Raw genomic sequence first — 18,234 nt, 5'->3', positions numbered from 1 at the left:
ACCTCAGGGTGCAGGCGGCCTCAGCGTCCCATCACCAGCAACGCGGTCGACGACGCGATGCCGGCGAGGAATCCGATCAGCAGGCCCCACACGACCCAGCGCCAGACGGGCCGGGCGCGGAACTCCCAGAGGGTCCAGCCGAGGCCCCCGGCGACGACGACCACCGCGGCGATTCCCAGGAAACGTAGGATTCCGCCGATCAGGAAGTACACGCCGACCAGTACGAAAGCGGCGAACAGAGCACACACCGCGGTGACGATGATTCCGAGTGCCCACGGAGTGGGTTCGGTCCCGGCGGGCTCGTCGCGCAGCGGTTCTGGGGCGGTCACTCCCCCATCGTGCCCGACCGCACGCGTTCATAGAACGCGACGGCCGCCGCGGTCGCGACGTTGAGCGAGTCGGTGCCCCGGCTCATCGGGATCCGCGCCTTGACGTCGGTCGACGCCATCGCCGAGGCGGTGAGCCCCGGCCCCTCGGCGCCGACGAGGAATCCGACCTTCTCCGCGTCGACCGCCTCGGCGAGCGGAACGGCATCGGGATCGGGGGTCATCGAGACCAGGCGGAAACCCTCGGCGCGCACGACGTCCAGTCCGCGCGGCCACTCGTCGAACCTGGCGAACGGCACCAGCAGGGCGTGCCCCATCGAGACGCGGACGCAGCGTCGGTACAGCGGGTCGGCGCAGCCCTGGCCGAAGAGCACCGCGTCGACGCCGAGACCCGCGGCATTGCGGAAGACCGAGCCGATGTTCTCGTGGTCGTTGACCCCTTCGAGGATCGCGACGGTCCGCGCGTTCTCGAGCACCTCGGGCACCGACAGCGTCGCCGGCCGGCGCGACACGGCGAGCACACCGCGGTTGAGGTGGAAGCCGACGATCTCCGCCATCACCTCGGCGGAGGTGCGGAAGAACGGGACGCCGGCCAACGACGGATCAGCCAGATCGGCGGCGAGTTCGTCGAGCCGCTTGGCGACACCGAGGAACGCGTGTGTGGGAAATCGGGAGGCGATCATGCGTTGCGCGACCAGCACGCCTTCGGCGATGACCAGTCCGCGGCCGGGCCTGCCGCCGGGCAGCACGGGGAGGTCGGGCCTGCGGTCGACCGAGTTGAGGTCGCGGAAGTCGTCGACCCGCGGATCCGCCGGCTCGTCGATGTCGATCACGTCCACTGCGAGCCCGGGCACCGCAACAGTCTGCCACCCACCTCACTCGGCGTACCTGCCCGGGTCGGGCGGCCCGCGGACGCGCCAAAGCGCCTCGGGCGACGGAATCCGGTAGGCCGATCGGACACCCGAGAGATGCTCGGACCCCACCGGTGTGAAACGGTGGAAGCCGTGACCAGTGTCAGTGTCTCCACTCCGATGTCACGTCTGTCCCTGTCGCGCGCGACCGATGCCGACTGGGACGACATCATCAACACCGACGCCCGTGCCTTTGCCATGCGCAACCCGCTGCCCGACGACGAGCGCGTCGACCTTCGCGGCAAGGTCGCCGACGACGACGTCGTACTCGTGCGCGACACCGGCCTGGACGGCCATCCCCTGGTGGGGGTGTCGATGTTCTACCGGATGTCGATGTCGCTGCCCGGGACGGGCGTCGCCGACGCGGCCGGGCTGTCGTGGGTGTCGGTGGCCTCGACGCATCGTCGACGCGGCATCCTGCGTCGGATGCTCACCACGCTCTTCGAGCAGTGGGAGTCCGAGGACTACACGTTCGCGATCCTCACCGCCAGCGAGGGCACGATCTACGAGCGCTTCGGTTTCGGTCCCGCGTGCTTCGCGAACGACATCTCGATCACGTCGGGTCAGGCGGCGATGCGGCAGGCGCAACCCGAGGGTGCGACCGTGCGCTACGCCGACGCCGACGCGGTCGCGGAGGCGATCCCCGATCTCCACGCCCGCTGGACGCTGACCACACCGGGTGCGCTCACGCGTACACCCGCGTGGTGGAAGCCCATCCTGGCCGACCGGAGGTCCGAACGCCCGCTCTCGGCGAGTGGACTGCACTACCTGCTCCACGCCGACGGCTACGCGAGCTACCGCATCCACAAGGACACCACGGGCGCGGTGCGCGGCGAGATCAACGAGGTCTTCGCCGTCACCGACGACGCCCACACCGACCTGTGGCGTGTGCTGATCAACCTCGACCTGATCCCGGCACTCACCGCGAGCATTCCCATCGACGACCCGCTCCCGCAGAAGCTCGTCGATCCGCGGTCGGCGCCGGTGACCGGGACGTCGGACACCATGTGGCTGCGGATTCTCGACGTCCCGGCGGCCCTCGGCAGCCGGCAGTACGGCGCAGACCTCGATGCGGTGATCGAGGTCACCGACGAGTTCCGCGGCCACGGAGGGGTTTTCGACATCTCGGTCCGCGAGGGCGGCGCCATCGTCGCTCCCGCGGCCGAAAACACAACGCCGACGGTGTCTCTGGACACCTCGGTACTGTCGAGCATCTACCTCGGCGGTGTCGCTCCGTCACGATTCGCGGCTGCCGGGCGGCTCCGCGTCGACTCCCCGACGACGCTTCGAGCGCTTGACCACGCGTTCCTGACCGATCGTGCACCGTTCTCCGGCACGTTCTTCTAGAACGTCAGACGACTTTCGACCTGGCTAGGTCGGTGTCGGCCTGCCCGAGAATCCTGTTGACGATGAGCACCGCCTCTCGCAGGACGTCGCGCTCGTCGGCGGACAGCTCGGCCAGGCGATCGCTGAGCCATGCCTTGCGCGCCGCCAGTTCGTCGGCGACGACGTCGACGCCCTCGGCCGACAGCGTCACGATCGCCTGGCGACCATCCGTCGGATGAGGTTCGCGTTTGATCATCCCCAGGTCGGACAGTGAGGCGATCACGCGGGTCATCGACGGTGGACGCACCCGCTCGGCAGCGGCGAGCGCACCGGGCGTCATCGGCCCCTCGTGGTGCAACGTGTTCAGTGCTGACAGTTGGGTGAGGGAAACCAGTTTGTTCTCTCGTCGGCCCCTCAGGCGCCGCGCGAGGCGAACAACGGCGAGAGACAGATCGCCGGACAGAGTTCCGTCACCTGATGGTGAATGCATCCAACAAGGGTAGGGCAGCAAAACCAGCCTATTACCCTAAGCAAAGCAAATTGACTCATGCGGATGACAAAAATCCGGACAATTGTCGCATAAAAGGACCACAGTCGTTAACCGATGAGGTCGGAGATGGGTCCGCGCGCGAAGTAGGCGACGAAGATGGCCGCCACCAGCCACAGGAGCGGATGCACCGTTCGCGCCTTGCCCGCCGCGGACGCCATGATCACCCAGCTGATGAACCCGATGCCGATGCCGTTGGCGATCGAGTACGTGAACGGCATCGACACGACGGTCAAGAACGCAGGCAGCGCGTACTCGAAGCGGGTGAGATCGACCGCCCTGAGCTGTCCGATCATCATGGCACCCACCACCACCAGCGCCGGCGCGACGGCCTCGAGCGGGATGACCTCGTAGATCGGCGTCAGGAACATCGCGATCAGGAACAGCACGCCGGTCACGACGTTGGCCAGGCCGGTGCGCGCACCTTCGGCGATACCGGACGCCGATTCGACGAAGACGGTGTTCGACGACGCCGAGCCGACGCCGCCGGCGATGGCGCCGGTCCCCTCGACCACCAGCGCGCGTCCGATACCGGGCAGGTTGCCCTTCTCGTCGGCGAGCGCGGCCTCCTTGCCGAGACCGGTCATCGTGCCCATGGCGTCGAAGAAGTTCGACAGCACCAGCGCGAAGACCAGCACCGACGCCGCCAGCACACCGATCCGGGTGAAGGCACCGAAGAGGTCGACCTCGCCGACGAGGCTCAGATCGGGCAGCCCGCCGAGCGCACTGGGGATGTCGGGCACCGTGAGACCCCAACCCGAGGGGTCGTCCATGCTCGAGCCGTAGTCGAAGATCCGCTCGAGCACGATGGACAGCACGGTGGTGATCGCGATGCCGATCAGCAGCCCGCCGGGCACCTTCCGGACCACCAGCACGCCCATCAGCAGCACACCGACGGCGAAGATCAGGGTGGGAATCGTGGAGATCGAGTTGTCGATGCCCAACTGGACCGGGACCGTGGTGCCTGCGGCATCGGGGATGCGCTTGACGAAGCCTGCGTCGACGAAGCCGATGAACGCGATGAACAGTCCGATGCCGGCCGCGATCGCGGCCTTGAGTTCGGCGGGCACCGCGTTGAACACCGCGGTCCGGAAGCCGGTGATCGCCAGCAGCACGATGATGATGCCGTCGACCACGACCAGGCCCATCGCCTCGGGCCAGGTCACCTCCGGCGCGATCGACACCGCCAGCAGGCTGTTGATGCCGAGGCCCGCGGCGATCGCGAACGGATAGTTGGCGACCAGGCCGAACAGGATCGACATCACGCCTGCGACCAGCGCGGTGACCGCCGCGACCTGCGCCAGCGGCAACACGTTGCCGAGGACGTCGGTGTTCTTGTCGCCCCCGGGGATACCGCCGATGATGATCGGGTTGAGCACCACGATGTAGGCCATCGTGAAGAAGGTGACCAGGCCGCCGCGGAACTCGCGGTTCAGCGTCGAACCCCGCTCGGAGATCTTGAAGAACCGGTCCACCCGGCCCCGGGGGGCGGCGGAGACCGACTTCGAGGTGTCGACCTTCGAGGTGTCGACCTTCGAGGTGTGGGCCGGAGCAGTCTCTGCCGGCGAGGTGTCGGTGCGGGCGTCGGACGGCTTCAGGTCCTCGGGCTCACGCGGAACGTCGTTGGGCACGTGCAGAAAGCTACCCTCTGATGCATGCCGGTCACACTCGACGTCCCCGAACTCCCCCGCGCGCTGCGCGCCCCCGAACCGGTGATCGCGTTCGGGATGGTCGCGTGGGCAGTCGCCACGGTGCTCGTCGGCGTCACCGATCTGGGTGGTGACCGGGCATTTCAGGTCTGTCTGGTCGGGCTGGCGGTCGGCCTGCTGGGGACGACGATCGTGCTGGTTCAGCGCGCCGGGGTCCGACGCGGCGACCGCGGGGCGCAGGAGGGTCTGGACTGACCTGACCCGGTTCACCGGGCGACTGCGCGAAGTCGTCGACGCCGGGCTCGTGGTCGAGGACTTCGCGACGCCGCAGCCACATCGACGCGAAGTAGACGCCGCCGGCCAGGATCAGTCCGAGCACGATCAGCGTGGGCACGGTGGCGTCACCGGGCGTGACGAGGACGAACAGTGCGACACCCACCCAGATCAGTGCGGCGACCGCGACCGGCAGCTCGAAGCGCCCGAGACTGAACCCGCCCTCCTTGCGCTCCAGACGCTGCCGGACCACGAGATAGAGCACGACGATCCCGCCGTAGATGAGCACCGGCAGGATGGTCGAGGCGATGATCAGCTCGATCAGTGCGTCGCCGGGCAGGACCACCATGAGCACCACCCCTACCGTCAGGATGAGCAGGGTCGCCGGGACCGGGGTCTGTGTCCGCGGATTGACCCGGCGCATCAGCCGGTGAGCCGGAAACCGTTCGTCACGGGCCATCGCGAAGACCTGCCTAGAGCACGCGGCCATCACCACCATGCCGGCGCCGAACATCGCGAATGCGATGCACACCAGGAGAACTCGCTCGGCGAGCGGTCCCAGTTGATCCCGGATGATCGCCGCGACCGGGGAGCCCCCGCTGCTCACCGCGGCGATGTCCTCGATCGCCACGGTGAGCACGATCAAGAAGATCAGTCCCACCACCGCGGCGGCCACGACGGAACCGACGATCGCGCGTGGCACGCTGCGGAACGGATTCTTGGCCTCCTCCGCGAGATTGGCCGCCGAGTCGAAGCCGACCAGGGTGGTGAGCCCCATGACCATCGCGGCCATGACCCCGCCGCCGATGGCCCAGTAGTCGCGGGAGCCCTCGGCGACACCCCGGGAGGTCAGATTGCCGAGATCACCGCTACCGCTGAAGATCATCACCGCGGCCAGTGCGACCACCAGGACCGCGACGATGGCCAGCTCGACGGCCACCGCGCCGGAGGTGAACAGCCCCAACAGGCGGGTCGAGGCGATGACCAGGATCGCCTGGGCGATGAGGATGACCACCGTCAGTACGCGTGCGGTGTCCTCGTTCTCGGCCATACCCAGCAGCGGCATCAGGGCCTGGCCGGCAAGTGCGTTGTCCATGGCGACCACCGCGATCGCCAGATACCAGAAGCTCAGCCAGCCGAAGAACCAGCCGACCTTCGGGTTCGCCAGCCTCGACGCCCACTGGTACGACGAACCGCTCAGGGCGATACGGGCGGCGAACTGGGCCACCACCAGGGCGATCAGGGTCTGGCCGACGGCGGCGATCACCCAGAGCCAGATCCCCACCGGCCCTGCGGTGGTGAGGACGTTGTCATAGGTGGCGAACACCCCGACGGCCACCGAGATGAAGGCGAACGAGATCGCGAACACCGCGAAGCCGCCCAGCGTTCTGCGGAGTTCCGGCACGTACCCGCTGCCCCGGAAATCGTCGTCGGCGCCGGTAGGCGTCGCCACCACGTCTTCGGCCATCGTCGGACCCCCCTTGGTCCCCGGATCGGGCGCGGTGGCGAGATCAGTGGGACAGGCTGATCACTCGGCCAGGAGCTCGTCCAACCGTTGCGCGAGAATCCCCACTGCGAAACCTAACCGCTCGAACGCCTTGTTGGTGGTCTGTCCGTGATAAAAGCGGTAGTAGATCTGTTGCGCGATCACTCCGGCCCGAAAGAGGCCGAACATCTCGTACCAGCGCCAGCGCTCCGGGGTCATCTCGAATCCCATTCGCTCGCAGTATCTTTCGACGAACTCGGCGCGAGTGATCATGCCGGGCAGGTGCGTCGGGACCCGACGCATGAGCTGGATGGCCTCCGGGTCGTCGGCCTGGATCCAGTAGGCCATCGAACCCGCGACGTCCATGAGCGGGTCACCGAGGGTGGCCATCTCCCAGTCCAGGATGCCGATGACCTCGGTCGGATCGTCCTTGTCGAGGACGACGTTGTCGAGTTTGAAGTCGTTGTGGATGACGCAGTTCGCGACGTCCTCGGGCTGGTTCTCGGCGAGCCACGCCATCACCGGTTCGAAGTCGGGCACATCGTCGGTGTGCGCGTTGCGGAACCGCGCACCCCAGCCCTCGACCTGACGGCGCACATAACCGCGGCCCTTGCCGAGATCGGCGAGTCCGGTCTTGTCCGGGTCCACCGAATGCACCTCGACGAGGGTGTCGATGAAGTTCAGACACAACCGACGTGCCTGGTCGGCGTCGAGCGGGACGTCGGCGGGCCATTCGGTTCGCGGGATGACGCCGTCGATGCGCCCCATCACGTAGAAGTCCGCGCCCAGGACCGACGGGTCGTCGCAGAAGGCCACCATCGGCGCGATGTAACGGATGGCGCCGGCGAGTGCGGACTGGATTCGGTACTCGCGTGCCATGTCGTGGGCGCCGCGCGCCTTGGTGCCCTTCGGTGCCCGACGCAGGATCAGATCTCGGGTCGGATACCGCAGGAGATACGTGAGATTGGATGCGCCACCGCCGAATTGACGTACCTCGGGTAGAGAGTCGAGGCCGGTGGGATCCGCTGCGTTGGCGGCAAGCCACGTCGCCATCTTCTCGACGTCGAATGCGTCTTCGGCACGGACGTCGCCTGCCCCGCTGACCTCGTCAGCCATTGCCCGATCCTCCCCTTCTCAGCGGTACTTGCCGAGCTCGATGCGGGCAACCACGTTGCGGTGCACCTCATCCGGGCCGTCGGCCAAGCGCAGCGAACGTGCGCCCACCCACGCCTGCGCGAGGGGGAAGTCGTCGGTGAGTCCTGCGCCGCCGTGCAATTGGATGGCGAGGTCGATGACGGCGAGCGCCATGTTCGGTACCTCGACCTTGATCTCGCTGACCGCCGACAACGCCTCCCGTGACATCCCCTGGTCGAGGAGCCAGGCGGCGTGATGGACGAGGAGACGCGAGCGGTTGATGGCGATGCGGGCATCGGCGATGCGCTCACTGTTCCCGCCCAGCCGGGCCAGCTGCTTGCCGAAGGCCTCCCGCGAAAGTGACCGGCGGACACCGAGTTCCAGCGCCCTCTCGGCCAGACCTATCGCGCGCATGCAGTGGTGCACGCGTCCGGGTCCGAGGCGGCCCTGCGCGATCTCGAAGGCGCGGCCCGGACCGAGCAGGATGTTCGACGCGGGGACCCGCACATCGTGGAAGCTGACCTCACCGTGACCGAACGGTTCGTCGAAATAGCCCATGGTGGTGAGCATTCGGTCGACCGTGACACCGGGTGCGTCGATCGGGATGAGCACCATGGTGTGGCGCGATTTCCGGTCCGCCTCGGGGTCGGTCACACCCATGAAGATCAGGACCTTGCAGTCGGGGTGGCCGACTCCCGTGGAGAACCACTTGGTGCCGTTGATGACCACGTCGTCACCGTCGAGGACGGCGGTGGCGGCCATGTTGGTGGCGTCCGAGGACGCGACGGCCGGTTCGGTCATGCAGAACGCGCTGCGGATCTCGGCGGTCAGCAGCGGCTCGAGCCACTGCTTGCGCTGCTCCTCGCTGCCGTAGCGGAGCAGCACTTCCATGTTGCCGGTGTCGGGGGCGCTGCAGTTGAAGATGACCGGGGCCAGGCCCGACGAGCCCATCGCCTCGGCGAGCGGCGCGTACTCGATGTTGGTGAGGCCGGTACCGCCGTCGGTACCGAAATCCGCGGCGTAGCGTCCCGCGTGTTCGGCGGGCAGGAACAGATTCCACAGGCCCTGCGACCGGGCCTTGGCCTGGAGCTCGGCGATGAGCGGAGACGGTGTCCACGGGTTGCCGTCGCTCTCGCGCCGACTTTTGATGTCCTGGTGGATCTCGGGTTCGACGGGATCGATCTCGCTGGTCACGAAGTTGCGTACCCGTTCGGTCAGCTCGGCCGACCGCGGCGACGGTGAGAAATCCATACCCGACCGTAGCGCGGGCCACCGATCCCACGCGATCGTTCCGCGCAACCGGCGCGCCGACGCGCCGCCAGCGGGTGGTCAGGCGGCTACTTCCAGTAGAGAGTCGTCCGGTCCGGGCCGGCCGTCGTGCTCACCAGCTTCGCGAAGCAGTTGTCGGGGCCGAAACCCTGGCTGCGACACCAGTTGTTGGCCTCCTCCGGCCCCGGGAACGTCGCCGCGGCGACCGTCACCCACCATCCCTTGTACGAGAACACCGGCCACTCGTCACTCCAGAGGAGCCGAACGTCGTTGAAGCGCAGACGAAGTGCGAGGAACTCGTCCAGGATCGCCTGGTCGTCCCATGTCCGTCCCTCCGCGACGAGTCCGGGCCTCTTGGAGCTGAGCTGTGCGACCCAGCGGTTGTTCAGGTTCGCCGCGATGAACGCACGGTCGGAGTCCGCCTGCAACCGCAGCGCGCTGACGCTGCTCGCGGTCACATCGGCACCGGCCGGGAGCGACGGTCCGGTGGCGGTCGACGACGCCGAGACCCCCGCGTCGGGGATCGTGAGTTGCGGTGCGGCAGCGGCGCTCGGCCCCTTGTCACATTCGACGAGGTACCTCTCCGCTGACGACCCACTCGTCTGCGCGTTCAGCGTGTCCGGCAACCGGAAGAACGTTCCGGGCGGATACGTCAGCTCCAGGGTGAGCGACTTCCCGGCGTCGGCGAGGGAGGGAACGGCCACCGGCGCCTGCTGGAAGTCGAAGTTGCCCGAGGCGACGAGGCCACCGCCGTCGGAGATGGTGATGCGTGTCCGCGGGCCGTACAGGACGTCGCCGCCGGGGCAGTTCGCGGTGACCTTCATCGTCACGCCGAGACCGCCCGCGGAGGTGCGGAACGACTGCGGGGTGAACACCGGTGGCGCCCCGCACGGCGTCACGTACTCCGGTCCCCCGCCGTCGCTGTCGCTGTCGGCGCCGGCGGCTCGGGTGGTTCCGGGGACGATCGCCGCCGGGCCGGTGGGCGCGAACCCGGTGATCGTGGTGCCCGATACGGTGACCAGACGGTCGCCGACGGCGAACGTCAGAGCCGATCCCGGCTCGGTGTTGCCACCGGTGGGGACGTTTCCGATCGCATTCGGCGGCAGCCCCCAGACCGGCGATCCACTCGCCAGGTCCAGGGCGGCGATCCCTCCGTCGGGTGTCGAGGTGATCAATCGTTCGCCATCAGTGACTCCGTGACCGGTGACGCCGGAGTGGCGCGAGGCGGGCGCCTTCCACCGGAGTTGCCCGGTCGGGGCGTCCAGCGCAAGGTACGTGCTGTTCGACCTGTCGAAGACGACCACTTCGCGGTCGTCGGCGACGACCAGGCGTGAACCGAAGACATCGACATCCGGGATCGGAGCGGTCCAGGACGACGACCCGTCCCGGGAATCGACGTACTTTCCGTCCAGGAGCATTCGTCGGCTCTGCGCCGAAGTCGCCACCGTCGGGACGATGGCGTTGCCGCCGGCGAACTCCGACCGCGTGCCGTCGGAGCGGATCACGACAACCTGCCGGTCGGTCACCGACATTCCGTTGGACACGCCGGTTTCGAGGACGAGGGTTCCATCGGGGAATCGACCGATCTCGCTGGACCCGGCCTTCGACACGATGCTCTGACCATCGCCCGCGGAGACCCCGACGACGAGCAAGCCCGCACTCACCACCGTGCCGGCGCCGGCGGTGAAAGCCGACGAGTCACCGCTACCCGGCGCGGCAGTCGGTAAGTCCTCGACCGCTCGCGACCACGCGATCCCCTCGGGGGTGACCTTGTGGAATGTCATCGAGTCCGTCGCCGGACCGTACTGGCTGACGAACGCGGCCTCGCCGTCGTAGGCGACCGGACCTGAACTGGTGGGTATGGTCACGCTGGCCGCAGCTGTACCGGAACGGGTGTCGATGAAGTGGACCTCGTCGTCGCTTCGGCATGCGAGAACGTGATCGACAATCGTGTCCGCGCAGCTGGACACCCGATCACCGAACCTCCAGCGATCCCCGGTTCTCGCGTTGACTCCCATCACCCAGTGCGCGTCGCCGACGCTCGTGAAGGTTCCTCCGACGATCGTCACCAGCGTCTCCCCGTCGGCGATCGCGCCGGGTGTCCCGTATCGGCCTTCGGACGGAATCACCGAGTTGAACGCTTCCCCGCCCATAGATTGCGCGCTGATCGACCACTCCGGACTCGGCGCCGTCGGATACGACCGGGTGAGCTGACCGGCCACCAGGTCTGGTTCGTCCGAGGACTGCGCCTTCCACCACACGACCCCTCCGACGACGAGCGCGAGTACGCACACCAGCGCGATGCCGGCGATGAGGTAGGCGGTCTTGTTGGAGCCGCGCGGAGGCGGCGGCTGCCACCCTTGCGGATAGGGCATCGGGTAGCCCGGAGGCGGCATCATGCCGGGAGGCGGCCCCATCGGGGACGGTCCCATCGGGGGCGGTCCGCCCGCGCCCGGCTGGACGTTCGCCGGCCACGGGCCGCCCGGATACGGGTTGTATACGGGGCCACCGATGTGGGTCGCCGCGAACGGATCCGGATTCGACCCGGACGACGGTCCCGCGAGCGGCTGCGCCGCGTCCCCCGGACCGTCGCCCTTGTTCAGCGACACCCCCGGCACCACTGTCGGCCGTGCGGGCTGGATCGTGGTCGGCGATTCGTCGCCGTCAGGGCTGGTGGACCGGGTCGGGTCACCGTCGGCGGGCGGCCCTGGATGCGACATCCCTACAGTCAATCCCAGACCGGCGTTCACTGACTGTCATCTGGGCGAACGATTTCCGCTGCTCACCGCGGGTCGCACCTCACCGGACGTCGACGCTGCGCGCGAGCGGTTCGCCGCCCGTGCGGGATTCGTATCGCTGCAGCAACCAGATACACAGCGTCACGTAGACCGCGCCGATCAACCATCCCGCCACCACGTCGGTGGTCCAGTGCACCGCCAGCTGAATTCGGGTGAGGCCCACCAGGATCGACGTCAGCGGCGCCAGCACCACGATCCACCGATGTGCGCGCACCCAGGCAGAGCACCGATACGCCGAGACCGCGCACAGCCCGAACACGATCATCGTCATCATCGCGTGGCCCGACGGGAAGGAGAACGTGTCGATGTTCAGCAGGCGGTCTCCGACGGGTGGCCGATCGCGCGCGAACGAGAACTTGAGCGTCTGCATGATCGCGTAGCCGACAGCCACTCCCGCACCGAGGAACACCGCATCGACGCGACGGCGGGTGACGGCCAGCGCGATCACGACGACGCAGGTCAGCACGGTCAGCGTCACCGTGTTGCCGAGCAGTGTGACCACTTTGGCGATCGAGATCCACGGTTCGGAACGGTTCTCCACGACCCAGTTCACGATGTTCTGGTCGATCGTCGTCGGAGAGATGAACATTGCGTCCCAGACCCTTTCCTCGGCGTGGGCGCCCGGTCACACCCCAAGCCGTCCTCAAGTACGCCGCAAGCGTCGCAACGGAAGGTGGTCACCGACAGCCCGACCACTCCAACCTTCCCAGATGAGGACCGCCCGATGACGACCCGACCCACCACGACCGCAAACCCGATCCAGTTACGCCTGCCCGGCCAGGCCGCCGCACCGCAGGGCCCCATCGACCCGTTCATGATGTACGTCATGCATCACGGCTTCCGCCGTGACCTCGCCGATTTCGCCGCGTCCGTGCCGGTCACACCCGTCGACGACGCCGGCACCTGGCGCGCACTCGCCCAGCGGTGGACGATGTTCGCCCACGCGCTGCACCACCACCACAGCGGCGAGGACCTCGAACTCTGGCCGTTGCTGCTCGAACGCTGCGACAGCACCGAACAACTCGTCCTGCAGGCGATGGAAGCCGAGCACGACCAGATCGATCCGCTCCTCGAAGAGTGCGAAGCCGGCTTCACCCGGATGGCCGCCGGGGCCGACGACCAGGCCCGCGCGGGACTGGCCGAGGCACTCCGACGCGCCCAGACGGTCCTCGGCGATCACCTCGCTCACGAGGAGAACGACGCCATCGCCATCGTCCAGCGCCGGATCTCGATGGCGGACTGGCAGGAGTTCGAGGAGAAGATGGCCAAGAGTCTCGGTCTCCGCGAGACCATCCGCTCGGGACCGCTGATGACCAAGGGCCTGACCGGCGCTGACCGCGACGAGGTCTTCACACGGATGCCGACGATCCTGCGGCTGTTGCTCACGCTCGGCGGACCGCGGTTCCGCCGTCTCGACGGCCGCGCCTTCTACTACAACCCGCGCTGATCCCCTGTCACCCACTCGCCCGGCCCGGCGACCGGATGGTCACCTGGCCAGTGAGCGTCCGATCACCAGTCGCTGGATCTGGTTGGTGCCCTCGAAGATCTGCGTGATCTTGGCTTCGCGCATGTACCGCTCCACCGGGAAGTCGCGGGTGTAGCCGTATCCGCCGAACACCTGCACCGCGTCGGTGGTCACCTTCATCGCGGCATCGGTGGCGATGAGTTTCGCGGTCGCGGCGGCCCGCGTGTAGTCGATTCCCGCATCACGACGACGCGCCGCGTCGAGGTAGGTCGCCCGTGCCGAGTCGACGGCGGCAGCCATGTCGGCGAGGACGAAGGACAGGCCCTGGTGATCGATGATCTTGCGGCCGAACGCGCTTCGTTCCTGTGCGTAGTCGACGGCGGCGTCGAGCGCGGCCTGCGCCAGTCCGGTGGCGACCGCGGCGATACCCAGCCGGCCGGAGTCCAGGGCGGAGAACGCAATCTGCAGTCCCTGACCCTCTGCGCCGAGCCGGCGGCCCTCCTCGACGAACGCGTCGTCGTAGGAGGCGCCGGTCGTCGGGACCGCATGCAGGCCCATCTTCTCCTCGGGTTTGCCGAAGCTCAGGCCCTCGGTGTCGCGGGCCACGAAGAAGCACGACACGCCCTTCGATCCCTCACCCGTCCGGGTGAAGACGTTGTAGACGTCGGCGATGCCGCCGTGGGTGATCCACGCCTTGGAACCGTTGATCGTGTAACCCCCGTCCGTCGGTGTCGCTCGGCAGGTGAGCGCCGCGGCGTCGGAACCGGCCTGCGGCTCGCTGAGGCTGTACGCACCGATCAGCTTGCCGTTCAACAAGTCCGGCAGCCACTGCTGCTTCTGCTCGTCGGTGCCGAAGTTGAACAGCGGATGGCAGGCGAGGCCGTGCACACTCACCGCCACCGCGACCGCGGCCCACCGCGCACCCAGTTCTTCGAGCACCTGGAGATAGACCTCGTACGGCTGGCCGCCGCCATCCCATTCGGCCGGGTACGGCAGGCCGAGCAGGCCCGCCTCGCCGAGTTCCGCGAACAACCCGTCGGGGTAGGTCTGATCCTTCTCGTGCTGGTCGACGATGGGCGCCATCCGCTTGTCGGCGATGTCGCGGACCAGCGCGATCAGGTCGCGCGCCTCGTCGTTGGGTAGCAGGCGATCGACCGGCATCTCAGACCTCCAGGTAACAGCACTAGTACTCGAGTCCTCTGCACAGTACTATTTCGGCACCGGTCCGTACAGCCGCCGGAGCAGGAGGTAGTCGCATGCCACCCCAGGGTTTCGCCACCCGGCGGCGCGCCGCGCTGTTCGACGCCCTGCTCGAGCTCTTCCTGCGCGAGGGATTCGCCCACCTGTCGATCGCCGACATCGCGGCCGGGCTCCGATGCTCCAAGTCGACCCTCTACACCCTCGCCGCCAGCAAGGAGCAGCTGGTCACGGCCACCGTGACGCACTTCTTCCGCGCCGCGACCGCCCAGGTGGAATCGCGCGTGGCGGCCTCGGAGAGCCCTCGTGAGCGAGTCGTCGAATACCTGGTCGCCGTGGGTGAAGCCCTGTCACCGGCGTCGGAGGCCTTCATGCGGGATCTCGACGCCTTCGGTCCGACGCGTTCGCTCTACGAACTCAACACCGCAGCTGCGTCGAGGCGGGTTCAGACACTCATTGCCGACGGGGTCTCGGCGGGCGAGTTCCGCAACGTCGACGCCGCCTTCGCCGCCGACCTCGCGGCGTCGATGATGAGTCGCATCCAGCGCCGCGAGGTGTGGGCCGCCACCGGCCTGGACGACGCCGCAGCCTACCGCCAGCTGGCGTCGATCCTGACGGCCGGCATCGACGCGGGGTAGATACCGTAGCCGTCCAGTCCGAGCGTCGCCGCCTCCTCAGACGACCGCCAACGACCGCTCAGTCACGAATGTCGTTGCACGGCCGAAAATCACGTCCTCCTCAGGAGTGTTCGAGGGCAGATTGCCCTCGAACAGTGCTCACGGGGACGAGATTTTCACTGAACCCCCAGCCCCGTCACGCACATCTCGCGCCGGAGCACCCAAGATTGCGTCGGAGATCCGTGTCACCGGCCCTTCGAGGCCCGTCGCTATCGCTCCTCGAACCTCAGCCAGAAGGGGTTGCGCACTCAGGCCAGCGAATCTGATTGCGCCGCTCGCAGACTCGATCCCGACTGAAGTCGCGTGCGATATCGCTTCAGCCTGGCGACTTCGGCCGATGTCGCTGCGCCGGATCGATGTAGCACGCGACATCATTTCCGCGGTACTCAGGAGTGTGCACGTCTCTCGAGGTGCGTCACGCCGTCCTCGACCCACCAGCGGACGCGCACGTCGCGCTCGGACTCACTGCCGCGCACCGTGATCCAGAGCTCATCGTGCAACCGCACCTGACCGCGCGGCACCTCGACCCCGCGCATCGCGCCGAAACGTAACGCGTCGGGGTGCGCCCAGGTCACCGCGTCGCCCTGGTCTCGTACGACGGCCGAGTACTCCTCGGTGGCCAACGGCAGATCGAGCAGGGTGGCCAGCAGCTCGGCGTCGGCCTGCACCACCGTCATGCCGGCGAGCACCGCCTCGTCATCGTCAAGCACCTGCAGAAGCCACGGCTGGTCGACGACGACCGCGCGATCGGTGACGCCTCCGGCCAGCGTGCGCACTCGCTCGGGCACCTCGACATCGCTGGGGTCGATGACGCCGCGCCGGCATGCGGCAACCACCGCAGCATGCACGGACACCGCTGCCCCGGCGCTGATCTCGCGGTCGGGATCGCCGAGCCTGGTCAGCAGGAGCGCCGCGTCGTCGGCGCTGTCCGGCTCCAGCCCGGCGAGCGCACCGACCAGTTCGTCGGCGTGCGGATGGTCCAGCGGATCGATGATGTTCGCCAGTACCTCGTCCGACGGCGCCCGGTACTCACCCAGCAGCAGACCGTCGACCTCCGCGTGACGGCGCAACCACCACGCGGTGTAACCCCGACGGTCGGCCAGGAGCGGCCTGATGTCCTCGTCGGTGGCCATCATCGTCAGCGCCTCCGGCCAGCACCGGTCGTCGACGAGGTCCAGGTCCCTTACCGCCGTGAGCTTTTCGGGATCATCGGCGAGGGAACGCCACCACTGTTGCTCATCGGGGAGGTCGTGGTCGGGCCCGACGGGCAGATCGTCGTCGACGGTGACGAATCCCCAGCCGACGCCCAGCCGACGCAATTCCTCGGCGCCGCACTCGGACACGACGTTCTCGTCGGCGACTCCGAACGGATGGTCCTCGACGAGCACGGCCAGCAACGGACTGTCGGGAAGCAGCAGTTCGTCGGCAGGACGGAGCTCGCCGTCGGTGTCGAGCAGCGCCAGACCCGAGAGCCACGACGGCGCCGCCGCATCGGGATCGGCACGCAGCACCGCGCACACCTCGGCCGCGAGTCCGCCGTCGTCGGCCGCATCGAGGTCTGCGTCCTCGACCAGCACCCGCAGCGCCGGATCGGCGACCGCCTCGGTGATCGAAAGGTCTTGCACCCCGAGACGTTCCAGCAACTCGTGGCGGGCGTCGGCGTGCACGGTGGGAATCCACCGCATCGGTGTCGCGACACGGTCGCTGACGAACAATCCGCGCACCCCGATCGCCATCCGGCCGTCCGACCGCGGAATCGGCAACGCGCCCAACTCCTCGACCTCGCGCGCGGTCGAGACCAACGGCGCCAGTGCGTCATACAGGTCGTGCCACCACGACGGCTCTCGTTGCACACCGACGAGGCGCTCGGCCAGGGCAGCCAGGCCCAGCTCCTCGACGCCGAGCCGCCCCAGCGTCGGAAGGTGTTGCGCCAGTGAGATGTCGGGGTGGACAAGGTCACCGAAGAGCTCGCCGAGGATCTCCGCCAGCCGGTCGGTCAGCCCGAGAAGTACGACCGCACGTGGCGGCACCAGATCATCGCCGCCGGCGGCGGGCAGCCACGCGGCGTCGCGCAGCTGCTCACGGACGGCGTCGATCAGACGCGCGTCGTCGGGATTCCGCGCGAGATGGAGCTCGGGCACGAGCTGCAACCTGCGCACCGGCCCGGTCAATCGGACCAGGTCGACGTAACCGGCTGCCGCGTCGCGGATCTCGGCCTTCGGGTGCAGATGCCGGCGATCGGGAGTGAGAGCGAGGTCGGTGATGCACCGGCACGGCAGACTCAACCCGATGTCGGTGGGGGTGGGCGCGCGCAAGACGTCATGGTCGGGGACGGGTCCGCCATCGGCGTCGACAAGCCACCGGGTTCCGCCACGCGCGACCTCGAGCCAGCGCTGAACGGAGACCGACTCGCCATCGTCGACGGTAACCGTGACAACACTCGAGTTCGCCAGAACATCGTCGACGTCGGGTCCCGCAACCCGCGTCGCGGTCACCTCGACCCCTTCGACGGTGATGCGGCCGAGCGCAGCCAGTTCCACGACAAGGTCGGGTGCCTGCGCCAGCATCGCCTCGAGCAGCGGACCGGCCGACTCACGCAGATGCAACACCACCTCGGTGTCGAATCCGTCGGCGGGCACCGCATCCGATGACCACACCAGACGCAGCACCGGGACATCGGAGCGATCCGCGGGGAGTCCGGCCTTGCGGACGGCCTCCAGCGCGGCGTCCCGGTCGAACAGGACCGATCCGCTTCGCGACCGCACCTCCACCCGATCGGCAACCGTTGCGGTGGCGGTGAATCCGACGCCGAACCGGCCGATCTGGCCCGATCCGGTGCCGCCGCCGGGTTTGGCCGAGACACGCAACGCGGCGAGCGATCGTAGGCCCGGGGCGGTGAGCGGCGCACCGGTGTTGGCGACGTGCAACTCGGAGCCGTCCACCCATACGGCGAGACGACCGTCGACGCCGGCGGCCGACGCGGCGTCGGCCGCATTGGCAGCCAGTTCGGTGAGCAGCCGGTCGCGGTATCCGACGGACACCAGGTCGGCCTCGGCGGCCGCGTCCTCGGCGAGACGAGTCGGCGAGGACACCCACCCGTCGAGGGTCGACGACCTCAGCGCGGCCGTACCGAACGGATCGCTGTTCACGTCAGGGATGTCTCGACGTCCGGGTGC

14 protein-coding genes and 1 pseudogene are annotated in these 18,234 nt (G+C 68.2%); 4 read left to right on the top strand and 11 right to left on the bottom strand.

What is annotated here, in order from left to right:
- Positions 1–20 precede the first annotated feature (20 nt).
- The gene (locus H1R19_RS06055) at positions 21–329 is read right to left on the bottom strand and encodes a DUF2537 domain-containing protein (RefSeq protein ID WP_244970889.1); all 309 of its coding nucleotides are present in this window, start codon (positions 327–329) and stop codon (positions 21–23) included.
- Positions 326–1,180, bottom strand: coding sequence for a TrmH family RNA methyltransferase (locus H1R19_RS06050; RefSeq protein ID WP_219850897.1), 855 nt, complete (start codon positions 1,178–1,180; stop codon positions 326–328). The genes H1R19_RS06055 and H1R19_RS06050 overlap by 4 nt, the downstream gene beginning before the upstream one ends.
- A gap of 177 nt (positions 1,181–1,357) precedes the next feature.
- Between H1R19_RS06050 and H1R19_RS06045 the strand changes: the two genes are divergently transcribed.
- Positions 1,358–2,584 (top strand): GNAT family N-acetyltransferase, encoded by a 1,227-nt coding sequence (locus H1R19_RS06045; RefSeq protein WP_244970958.1) that lies wholly within the window; start codon positions 1,358–1,360, stop codon positions 2,582–2,584.
- A 4-nt stretch (positions 2,585–2,588) separates the two neighbouring features.
- On the opposite strand, the gene H1R19_RS06040 is transcribed toward H1R19_RS06045, so the two are convergent.
- Together H1R19_RS06040 and H1R19_RS06035 are read right to left on the bottom strand one after the other, a co-directional pair.
- Positions 2,589–3,053: a MarR family winged helix-turn-helix transcriptional regulator gene (locus H1R19_RS06040; RefSeq protein ID WP_219850893.1), complete on the bottom strand. Its 465-nt coding sequence runs from the start codon at positions 3,051–3,053 to the stop codon at positions 2,589–2,591.
- 107 nt (positions 3,054–3,160) lie between these two features.
- Entirely contained in the window at positions 3,161–4,585 is a 1,425-nt protein-coding gene (locus H1R19_RS06035; RefSeq protein WP_372632709.1) for an NCS2 family permease, read from the bottom strand.
- A 180-nt stretch (positions 4,586–4,765) separates the two neighbouring features.
- Here H1R19_RS06035 and H1R19_RS06030 point away from each other — a divergent pair, with 180 nt between their 5' ends.
- Positions 4,766–5,014 (top strand): DUF2530 domain-containing protein, encoded by a 249-nt coding sequence (locus H1R19_RS06030; protein WP_188331688.1) that lies wholly within the window; start codon positions 4,766–4,768, stop codon positions 5,012–5,014.
- 31 nt (positions 5,015–5,045) lie between these two features.
- Here H1R19_RS06030 and H1R19_RS06025 read toward each other — a convergent pair.
- The 5 genes and pseudogenes from H1R19_RS06025 to H1R19_RS06005 all read right to left on the bottom strand — a co-directional run.
- Positions 5,046–6,500: pseudogene (locus tag H1R19_RS06025) on the bottom strand (APC family permease); the annotation flags it as partial.
- 60 nt (positions 6,501–6,560) lie between these two features.
- Positions 6,561–7,634 carry a phosphotransferase family protein gene (locus H1R19_RS06020; RefSeq protein ID WP_219850889.1) on the bottom strand — a complete coding sequence of 358 codons (1,074 nt, stop codon included), beginning with the start codon at positions 7,632–7,634 and terminating at the stop codon, positions 6,561–6,563.
- A gap of 18 nt (positions 7,635–7,652) precedes the next feature.
- Complete coding sequence (locus H1R19_RS06015) at positions 7,653–8,903, bottom strand: acyl-CoA dehydrogenase family protein (RefSeq protein ID WP_188331686.1); 1,251 nt, start codon at positions 8,901–8,903, stop codon at positions 7,653–7,655.
- Between the two features lie 86 nt (positions 8,904–8,989).
- Positions 8,990–11,641 carry an outer membrane protein assembly factor BamB family protein gene (locus H1R19_RS06010; protein WP_219850887.1) on the bottom strand — a complete coding sequence of 884 codons (2,652 nt, stop codon included), beginning with the start codon at positions 11,639–11,641 and terminating at the stop codon, positions 8,990–8,992.
- 79 nt (positions 11,642–11,720) lie between these two features.
- A complete protein-coding gene (locus tag H1R19_RS06005; protein WP_219850885.1) occupies positions 11,721–12,308 on the bottom strand; it encodes a phosphatase PAP2 family protein in 588 nt (195 codons plus the stop codon).
- A gap of 135 nt (positions 12,309–12,443) precedes the next feature.
- Here H1R19_RS06005 and H1R19_RS06000 point away from each other — a divergent pair, with 135 nt between their 5' ends.
- Positions 12,444–13,166 carry a hemerythrin domain-containing protein gene (locus H1R19_RS06000; RefSeq protein ID WP_188331683.1) on the top strand — a complete coding sequence of 241 codons (723 nt, stop codon included), beginning with the start codon at positions 12,444–12,446 and terminating at the stop codon, positions 13,164–13,166.
- A gap of 39 nt (positions 13,167–13,205) precedes the next feature.
- On the opposite strand, the gene H1R19_RS05995 is transcribed toward H1R19_RS06000, so the two are convergent.
- A complete protein-coding gene (locus H1R19_RS05995) occupies positions 13,206–14,345 on the bottom strand; it encodes an acyl-CoA dehydrogenase family protein (protein WP_219850884.1) in 1,140 nt (379 codons plus the stop codon).
- 95 nt (positions 14,346–14,440) lie between these two features.
- On the opposite strand from H1R19_RS05995, the gene H1R19_RS05990 reads away from it, so the two are divergent.
- The gene (locus tag H1R19_RS05990) at positions 14,441–15,019 is read left to right on the top strand and encodes a TetR/AcrR family transcriptional regulator (RefSeq protein WP_219850882.1); all 579 of its coding nucleotides are present in this window, start codon (positions 14,441–14,443) and stop codon (positions 15,017–15,019) included.
- Positions 15,020–15,444: 425 nt separating this feature from the next.
- Here H1R19_RS05990 and H1R19_RS05985 read toward each other — a convergent pair whose 3' ends face one another.
- The gene (locus tag H1R19_RS05985; protein WP_219850881.1) at positions 15,445–18,207 is read right to left on the bottom strand and encodes a sacsin N-terminal ATP-binding-like domain-containing protein; all 2,763 of its coding nucleotides are present in this window, start codon (positions 18,205–18,207) and stop codon (positions 15,445–15,447) included.
- Between the last annotated feature and the right edge of the window lie 27 nt (positions 18,208–18,234).

The sequence above is a fragment of the Gordonia jinghuaiqii genome, assembly GCF_014041935.1.
Classification (GTDB): domain Bacteria; phylum Actinomycetota; class Actinomycetes; order Mycobacteriales; family Mycobacteriaceae; genus Gordonia; species Gordonia jinghuaiqii.
This window is presented reverse-complemented; position numbering and strand designations above follow the sequence as displayed.

Excerpts from the sequence above, each read along its gene's own strand:
- H1R19_RS05990 (WP_219850882.1), top strand. The coding sequence starts at position 14,441 with ATGCCACCCCAGGGTTTCGCCACCCGGCGGCGCGCCGCGCTGTTCGAC.
- H1R19_RS06040 (WP_219850893.1), bottom strand. The coding sequence starts at position 3,053 with ATGCATTCACCATCAGGTGACGGAACTCTGTCCGGCGATCTGTCTCTC.
- H1R19_RS06020 (WP_219850889.1), bottom strand. The coding sequence starts at position 7,634 with ATGGCTGACGAGGTCAGCGGGGCAGGCGACGTCCGTGCCGAAGACGCA.
- H1R19_RS06005 (WP_219850885.1), bottom strand. The coding sequence starts at position 12,308 with ATGTTCATCTCTCCGACGACGATCGACCAGAACATCGTGAACTGGGTC.
- H1R19_RS06045 (WP_244970958.1), top strand. The coding sequence starts at position 1,358 with ATGTCACGTCTGTCCCTGTCGCGCGCGACCGATGCCGACTGGGACGAC.
- H1R19_RS05995 (WP_219850884.1), bottom strand. The coding sequence starts at position 14,345 with ATGCCGGTCGATCGCCTGCTACCCAACGACGAGGCGCGCGACCTGATC.
- H1R19_RS06015 (WP_188331686.1), bottom strand. The coding sequence starts at position 8,903 with ATGGATTTCTCACCGTCGCCGCGGTCGGCCGAGCTGACCGAACGGGTA.
- H1R19_RS06010 (WP_219850887.1), bottom strand. The coding sequence starts at position 11,641 with ATGTCGCATCCAGGGCCGCCCGCCGACGGTGACCCGACCCGGTCCACC.
- H1R19_RS06030 (WP_188331688.1), top strand. The coding sequence starts at position 4,766 with ATGCCGGTCACACTCGACGTCCCCGAACTCCCCCGCGCGCTGCGCGCC.
- H1R19_RS06000 (WP_188331683.1), top strand. The coding sequence starts at position 12,444 with ATGACGACCCGACCCACCACGACCGCAAACCCGATCCAGTTACGCCTG.